6 protein-coding genes are annotated in these 6767 nt (G+C 68.3%); 4 read left to right on the top strand and 2 right to left on the bottom strand.

The window, feature by feature from the left end; translation table 11 throughout:
• The 3 genes from FZ029_RS30005 to FZ029_RS30015 all read left to right on the top strand — a co-directional run.
• Nucleotides 1–706: tetratricopeptide repeat protein (locus FZ029_RS30005; protein WP_149273568.1), on the top strand; the 706-nt coding region annotated here is incomplete at its 5' end.
• Nucleotides 707–1324: 618 nt separating this feature from the next.
• Nucleotides 1325–1732 (top strand): hypothetical protein, encoded by a 408-nt coding sequence (locus FZ029_RS30010; protein WP_149273569.1) that lies wholly within the window; start codon nucleotides 1325–1327, stop codon nucleotides 1730–1732.
• 127 nt (nucleotides 1733–1859) lie between these two features.
• Nucleotides 1860–3287, top strand: coding sequence for a tetratricopeptide repeat-containing glycosyltransferase family protein (locus FZ029_RS30015; RefSeq protein WP_149273571.1), 1428 nt, complete (start codon nucleotides 1860–1862; stop codon nucleotides 3285–3287).
• Between the two features lie 105 nt (nucleotides 3288–3392).
• Here the strand turns inward: FZ029_RS30015 and FZ029_RS30020 are convergent, their stop codons facing one another.
• The gene (locus tag FZ029_RS30020) at nucleotides 3393–4625 is read right to left on the bottom strand and encodes a hypothetical protein (protein ID WP_149273573.1); all 1233 of its coding nucleotides are present in this window, start codon (nucleotides 4623–4625) and stop codon (nucleotides 3393–3395) included.
• Nucleotides 4626–4963: 338 nt separating this feature from the next.
• Here FZ029_RS30020 and FZ029_RS30025 point away from each other — a divergent pair, with 338 nt between their 5' ends.
• Nucleotides 4964–5956, top strand: a complete 993-nt coding sequence (locus FZ029_RS30025; RefSeq protein WP_149273575.1) for a recombinase family protein — start codon at nucleotides 4964–4966, stop codon at nucleotides 5954–5956.
• 67 nt (nucleotides 5957–6023) lie between these two features.
• Here the strand turns inward: FZ029_RS30025 and FZ029_RS30030 are convergent, their stop codons facing one another.
• Nucleotides 6024–6584 (bottom strand): hypothetical protein, encoded by a 561-nt coding sequence (locus FZ029_RS30030; protein WP_149273577.1) that lies wholly within the window; start codon nucleotides 6582–6584, stop codon nucleotides 6024–6026.
• Between the last annotated feature and the right edge of the window lie 183 nt (nucleotides 6585–6767).

The raw sequence follows: 6767 nt of genomic DNA on the forward strand, positions 1-6767 counted from the left end.
CGTGAAGGCGGTCGACGCCGAGCAGAAGGGTGACATCCACGGACGCATCAATCACCAGGACCTCGGCGTCAGCCTGCATGAGATCGGCAACTGCCTGTATCGCCAAGGCAGCTTCGCCGACGCTCAGCCCTGGTTCGTGAAGGCGGTCGACGCCGAGCAGAAGGGTGACATCCACGGACGCATCAATCACCAGGACCTCGGCGTCAGCCTGCATCAGATTGGCATTTGCCTGTGCAGCCAAGGCCGCTTCGCCGACGCTCAGCCCTGGTTCGAAAAGGCGGTCGACGCCAAGCAGAAGGGTGACATCCACGGACGCATCAATCACCAGGACCTCGGCGTCAGCCTGCATGAGATCGGCAACTGCCTGTATCGCCAAGGCAGCTTCGCCGACGCGCAGCCCTGGTTCGTGAAGGCGGTCGACGCCAAGCAGAAGGGTGACATCCACGGACGCATCAATCACCAGGACCTCAGCGTCAGCCTGCATGAGATCGGCAACTGCCTGTATCGCCAAGGCTGCTTCGCCGACGCTCAGCCCTGGTTCGAAAAGGCGGTCGACGCCGAGCAGAAGGGTGACATCCACGGACACATCAATCACCAGAGCCTCGGCGTCAGCCTGGAAGCTGTCGGCCATTGCCTGTCCCAATTGGGCCGGCAGAAAGAGGCGGGGCAGTGGTTCGAGCAAGCGAAGGAGCTGGAGCCAAATTGAGTGGAGCGGTCGTCTGGACCGTTCTGATCGGGAAGTCGCGCCGACTGGGGTGCCCCTTCGCATGCTGGTGCCGGCCAGAGGCTACCCATTGGACATGCCCTATTTTCATGTTTATTAATCATGAAAATAGGGCATGAATATTTTAAATAACTTCTTACAGAAGGGATGGAGCGATGCTTTTCCCCGCACATCTGTCCCTCCGCCACACCCTCCTCAAGGCCGAAATGGACAGGTACGCAAGGGCCAACTCAAAGTGCCAGCGGCCCAAGGGTGACGGAGGCACACGAGAGCCCCGGCCACATCAAAATATCATTTCATGATTTATTTTTCCGATACCGTGCCATGGCTTTATCTCATCAGACACTCGGCCACGCGGATTGAACCACCCCCGGATCGCCCCGCCGACCGCGCACATCATCTCATGCCCTTATTTCATGACATTTCTCCAACACATCCCCCCCTCCATCCCCCCTGTGGTTCCCGCGCCACGCCGGCCGGCTTTCCGTCTTGGCACGCTTCGCACCCGCCACATGTCGCAAAGACAGGACAGCAAGTCATGATATTGCTTCATGGCTTATCCAGCCGGCCCATGCCGGTGCCGTCCTGACCGGAGTGCCCATGTCGACCGAAAGCCCCGCCAAGCCCCCCTTGAAGCCTGCGGCCAAGCCGGCCCGTCCTCCGCTGGGCGGGATCGGGATCGGCGGGCTGGGGGCGGACGATGTCGACCCGATCCGACAGTACGGATTGAGCAAGGGGTTTCTGCCGACCGAGACGGAACCGCCCGCCGCGCCGCAGCCCACCCTTTCCCAACCCGTCCCGCAATCCCAGCCCCAGCCGGCGCCCACCATCGTCCGTCCGGCGCCGACCCGGCCGTGGCAGGCGATGCTGCCGGACTATCTGGTGGAGGAGTTGCGGCAGGCCGCCGCACGCGAAGGCACCGCCCAGAAGGTGATCGTGCTGAAGGCCCTGCGGCAGGCCGGCTTCCGGATCGACGACATCGACCTGCAGGACCTGCGGCGGCGCTGAGCCCGTCCCAGGAAACGCACAAGTGCGGCCGAAGGGACGGTTTGACTCTCCTTAAGGAGCCGTCTATGCCCTACCCGCGCTCTGCTCCTGCTCCAAACCGATTGCAGACCACCAGCGACGACGAGAGATGAAGGCAAACATCACCCAGGCCGCCCCGGCGCCATCCTCCCCGGCAGCCTCGCCCCTTCAGGCCTCGCCCCGTCCGGTGTCTGCCGTCCCGACACCTGCTCCGGCACCTGCCCAACCCCAGGGTTCCCACGGCCTCAGCATCGACATGCTGGAACGGATGCTGGAGCAGCAGCCCAACGACCCCAATGTGTGGAGCGCGCTGGGCGCCCTGCTGCGGCAGGCCGGCAAGCCGGAGGCGGCGATCGCCTGCCAGCGGCGCGCGCTGGAGTTCGACCAGCGCCATGTCGGCGCCTGGACCAATCTGGGCAACGTGCTGGGCGACGTGGAACGCTATGACGAGGCCATCGCCGCGCAGGAGCATGCGGTGGTGCTGTCGGGCGGCAATGCCAGCCTGCTGTCCAACCTGGTGGTGGCGCTGCGCCACGGCTGCCGGTTCAACCGTGCGCTGGAGATCCTGGACGTCGCCCTGCGCGCCAAGCCCAACGATCCGTCGCTGCTGTGGGACCGCGCCCTGACGCTGCTGCAGGTCGGCCGCTATGCCGAGGGCTTCCGCGACTACGACTCCCGCCTGTCGCTGCCCGCCTATCAGAACCGCATCGCCGAAGGGCCGATGTGGGACGGCGGGCCGCTGAACGGCAAGACCATCCTGCTGACCACCGAACAGGGCTTCGGCGACGTGCTGCTGACCGCGCGCTATGTGCCGATGGTCAAGGCGCGCGGCGGCCGGGTCCTGATGGAATGCCATCCGGAACTGCAGCGGCTGCTGTCCGGGCTGGAGGGCATCGACGGTTTCGTCCGCGCCGGCACCGCCTACCCGGCCTACGACGTCCATTGCCCGCTGATGAGCCTGCCGCACCGGCTGGGCACGACCATCGAGACGGTGCCGCCGCCCACCCGCCTGACCGTTCCGGCCGAAGCGCGCGAGAAGGCCGCCCGGCTGGTGCCCGGCAATGACGGCACGGTCAAGGTCGGCATCATCTGGTCCGGCCGCGTCACCTTCAAGGACAACGCGCGCCGCGCCACCACGCTCAGCCGCTTCCTGCGCTTCCTCGACGTGCCGAAGGTCCGGTTCTACAGCATCCAGAAGGGACCGCCGGAGGCGGAGCTGGCGACGCTCGGCACCTCGACCCTCATCACGCCGCTGGGGCCGCATTTCAACGACTTCGCCGACACCGCGGCCGTGCTGGAACGGCTCGATCTGGTGATCATGACCGACAGCTCGGTGGCGCATCTCGCCGGCTCGCTCGGCCGCCCGGTGTGGAACCTGCTGCAGTTCATGCCCTACTGGGTTTATGGCGATAAGGGCGACACCACCCCCTGGTATCCGTCGATGCGCCTGTTCCGCCAGACCACGCCCGGCGACTGGGACAGCGTGTTCGCCGCCGCCGAACAGGCCCTGCGTCAGGTGGTGGCGCTCAGGACCTGACGGCGGGGCTGTGGTGATGCGGGTCGCTTGAGGCCTTCCTCAGGACGCCGCATCACGGTCCGCCGGTCCACCTGCGCCATGGCTTGTTGGATAAGGCCCGGCCACTCAGCGGCCGGGCGGCAGGAAGCTGAGGTCGCAGGCCCAGACCCGCTCGCCGCCGCGGTCGGCGATGTCGCGCACCACGCCGGCCTTGGCGAGCTGCTCCACCAGCAGATGCACCCCGCGCAGCGACAGGCCGCAACGCCCCTTCAGCTCGCCCGCCACCCGGCTGATGGTGAAGGCCGGACGGTCGTGCAGCCAGTCGAGCACGTCGGGCAGCCGCGAGCTGCTGCGCCGCGGCGTGGCGGCCAGCCGCGCCTCCCAATGCTCCTGCAGCAGATCGAGCTGGCGCAGCCGTTCCAACTCATGCGCCACCAGGTCGGGAATGCTGTCGAGGACCCAGCGCGTCCAGGCGCCCTCGGTCCCGGCCAGGGCGAGCCGGTAGCCGATGACGTCGCGGGCGAACGCCGCCGTCAGCGGTGGTCCGGCATGATGCAGCCGGCAGGCGCTGCGGACCAGATCGGGGGCGGCGAGCCACACCACCACGCTCCACCACGAGGTCGGCGGCCGTTCCGCCGCGACCGCAGCGCGCAGGGCGACGCTTTCGGCATCATCGTCCGGACCGCGGCGCTGCGGTGCTCCCGGGTCGGGCCGCAGCGCCAGGGCGCGGATCGCCGCCGCCGCGCCGAGCAGGCCGGGGGCGGCATCCAGGGCCTCGGCCACCGCCTCCAGCGCCGGACCGGCATCGGCGGCGCGGGCCTCGCCGAGCCCGGCCGGACGGCCGCCTTGGGCGACACTCCAGCGCCGGTGCAGCTCGTCCAGCCAGGGCCGGGTCCACGGCGTCAGCGGCGGCGAAACGGCACCGCTCCCGTCGCCTTCCACGTCCTCCGGGTCCTCACCGCCCCCGAGGTCGACCGCCTCCAGGGCGGCGATCGAGGCGCGCACCGCGGCCACGACGTCCCCCGGGTCCGCCTCCCCGGCCGCGGCCGCCGCGGGCCGGACGGGGGCGCGCTCCGGCGGCAGGGCGCCGGTCAGGCCGGCCGGCAGCTGGGCAAACAGCGGCACCAGCAGGGCGGCGCGGGCGGCCTCGCCCTGGGCGTGCTCCGGGGCGGCCAGGGCGCGCTGAAAGTCGTGGGCGTCGAGGCGGTGGCCGTCGAGCCGGATCACGGCGGCGGCCGAGCGGCGGGCGGCATCGGCGGCGAGGCGCCGGCGCCGCGCCGGGTCGGCGAGAGCCTGGTCGAGGCGGCCGAGCGCGCGTTCGGCGGCGAGCAGGGCGGGGAGAAGGGAGAGGAGGATCATCGCGGCTCCGGGAAAGCCGCGCCAGGATAGCCTATTGCAGCGATCTTTCCTAACTGCACCGACATCGGGAAGCGGGCGAGCCTTGCCCTGCATGGGGTTGCGCGTCCGGCCATCTCGGCCGGCGCTTACCGGCCGACCGTCTGGTTTGGCGTCTTGTCTCGCTGCCTGCGGAGAGGATTGGGGGCAGGCGTGGCGGCCGAATTTTTTCCGCTGGGTATCAACCGGATGGTTACAGTCATGCGGTAGACCTGAAAACAGGGTATTCTGGCGCAGCCGGCCGGATGGGGTTGCCTTGCCCTGCCGGCTGGGAAGCCATCGGACACAGGAAACAGGCACCCATGGCCCTCATCGGCTACGCACGAGTCTCCACCGAGGACCAGTCGACCGAGGCGCAGTTCCTCGGCCTGAAGGCATTCGGCTGCACCGAGGTCTTTCGGGAGAACGCCTCAGGCGCCGACCGCGAGCGGCCGCAGCTCAAGGCGGTGCTGAACCGGGTCCGCAAGGGCGACACTCTGGTGGTGGTGCGCATCGACCGCCTGGCACGCTCGCTTTCCCATCTTCTCGATGTGATCGACGGCCTGGAACGCAAGGGAGCGGCCTTCAAATCGCTCGGTGACCCGATCGACACCGGTAGCCCGCAGGGCAAGTTCACCCTGCAGATCCTCGGCGCCGTAGCCGAGTTCGAGCGCTCGCTGATCCGCGAGCGGACGAAGGCCGGCGTGAGGGCCGCCAAGGCGATCGGCAAGCAGCCGGGCAATCCGGGACTGATCGCCAAGGACCCGCTCGCCCGGCGCCGGGTGGCCCGCGCCCGGGACGACCGCCTCAGCGAGCGGGTCGCTGCGGGCGCCGGGGAGTTCCTGCCGGTCGTCGAACGGCTGCGGCCGGCGCACCCGTGGGACCGCGTCGTCGACGTGCTCAACACGGCGGTGAAGAAGCGCCCGGGCGACAACCCGGCGCCCTGGACGCGCGACGCGCTGATCCGGGCCGTCCGTCGCCTGGTCGGCGACGGCTTGGCCGATCCCAGCCTGCTGAAGGCGGCGCCGCGCCGCTCCAAGAAGGCGGTGGTGCAGGACAGGCGCTTGGTGGAATTGGTCGCCACCATCCACAACGCGACCGATGGGGAGAAGCCGACGCTCGCCCGCATCGGCCGCCAGTTGGAGCGTCAGGGCATCCCAACCAAAACCGGCGCCCGGACCTGGGCGCCATCGAGCGTCAAAGCCCTCCTCGACCGGGCCCGAGAGCAGGGCTTGCTTCACCCTTCCGAGGACAAGACTGTGAAGCCACGCGTAGCCGGGACGGCGGTTCAGCCCCGACCGCAAGGGCCGGGCTGAACGTCGATGGACTGCAGGACAGATTGCCGGGGGAGCCGTCCTGCGCTCGATCGGGTTGAAGGAAGGCTTAGGCGGCCTTGGCGACGCTGCGGGCCAGGGCCCGGCGCTCGATGCTGGCGGCGAACAGCGGGGTTTCGCGGCTGTTGTGGTCGCCGCCGTCGCGTTGACGGGCGGCCGCGGCGTCATCGAACGGCGTGCCGTGCTTGTCGATGAAATCGAGGAATTCCTGGGTCGGGTGGGCGACCACGCTGTTGGTGTACTTGCAGCTCTTATCGTCGATCTTCTCGACGCTGAGGGTCCAGATGACCTGGACACGCGTGCGGCCGTTCGGGGTGAAGGCGTCCGAGGTCGAGACCATCTTGCACAGGCTCGGGGTGGCGACCTCGGCAACATAGTGCTGGACCATCAAGGTCCGACCGATCATCTCCACATTGATCGACATGCGCTTGCCGTCGTCGGTCGTGGTCGAGCCGGCCGAGATGTGGTCGGGCGGGCAGCAGCGCTGGTACTCGGCTTCCGGCAGATTGAACAGCCAGTCGGCGATGTCAACCTGCTCGATCGGCAGGTTGATGACCGCCGAGAAGGCGGACTTGGAGAGTTGCTTTTCGCTGATGATGATGTCCGACATGCTTGGCTCCCATTGGCGCTGGGCGCGCCGCGAACCTTCACGACGCTTATCCGGCTCACCCGGACCGACGCCTCGCGCCGGCCGTTGCGGATGAGTTCCAAATATCCGGACTTATGTAGCATCCGCCACTATGGCCGGCGGGTGAGCTGGCCTGGTGAGCACAAATCATGAACTTGATGATTC

The organism is Azospirillum sp. Sh1, from assembly GCF_008365135.1.
Classification (GTDB): Bacteria; Pseudomonadota; Alphaproteobacteria; order Azospirillales; family Azospirillaceae; genus Azospirillum; species Azospirillum oryzae.

Bases quoted from the DNA above. Each gene is read 5' to 3' on its own strand.
- FZ029_RS30030 (WP_149273577.1), bottom strand. From the start codon at position 6,584: ATGTCGGACATCATCATCAGCGAAAAGCAACTCTCCAAGTCCGCCTTC.
- FZ029_RS30020 (WP_149273573.1), bottom strand. From the start codon at position 4,625: ATGATCCTCCTCTCCCTTCTCCCCGCCCTGCTCGCCGCCGAACGCGCG.
- FZ029_RS30015 (WP_149273571.1), top strand. From the start codon at position 1,860: ATGAAGGCAAACATCACCCAGGCCGCCCCGGCGCCATCCTCCCCGGCA.
- FZ029_RS30010 (WP_149273569.1), top strand. From the start codon at position 1,325: ATGTCGACCGAAAGCCCCGCCAAGCCCCCCTTGAAGCCTGCGGCCAAG.
- FZ029_RS30025 (WP_149273575.1), top strand. From the start codon at position 4,964: ATGGCCCTCATCGGCTACGCACGAGTCTCCACCGAGGACCAGTCGACC.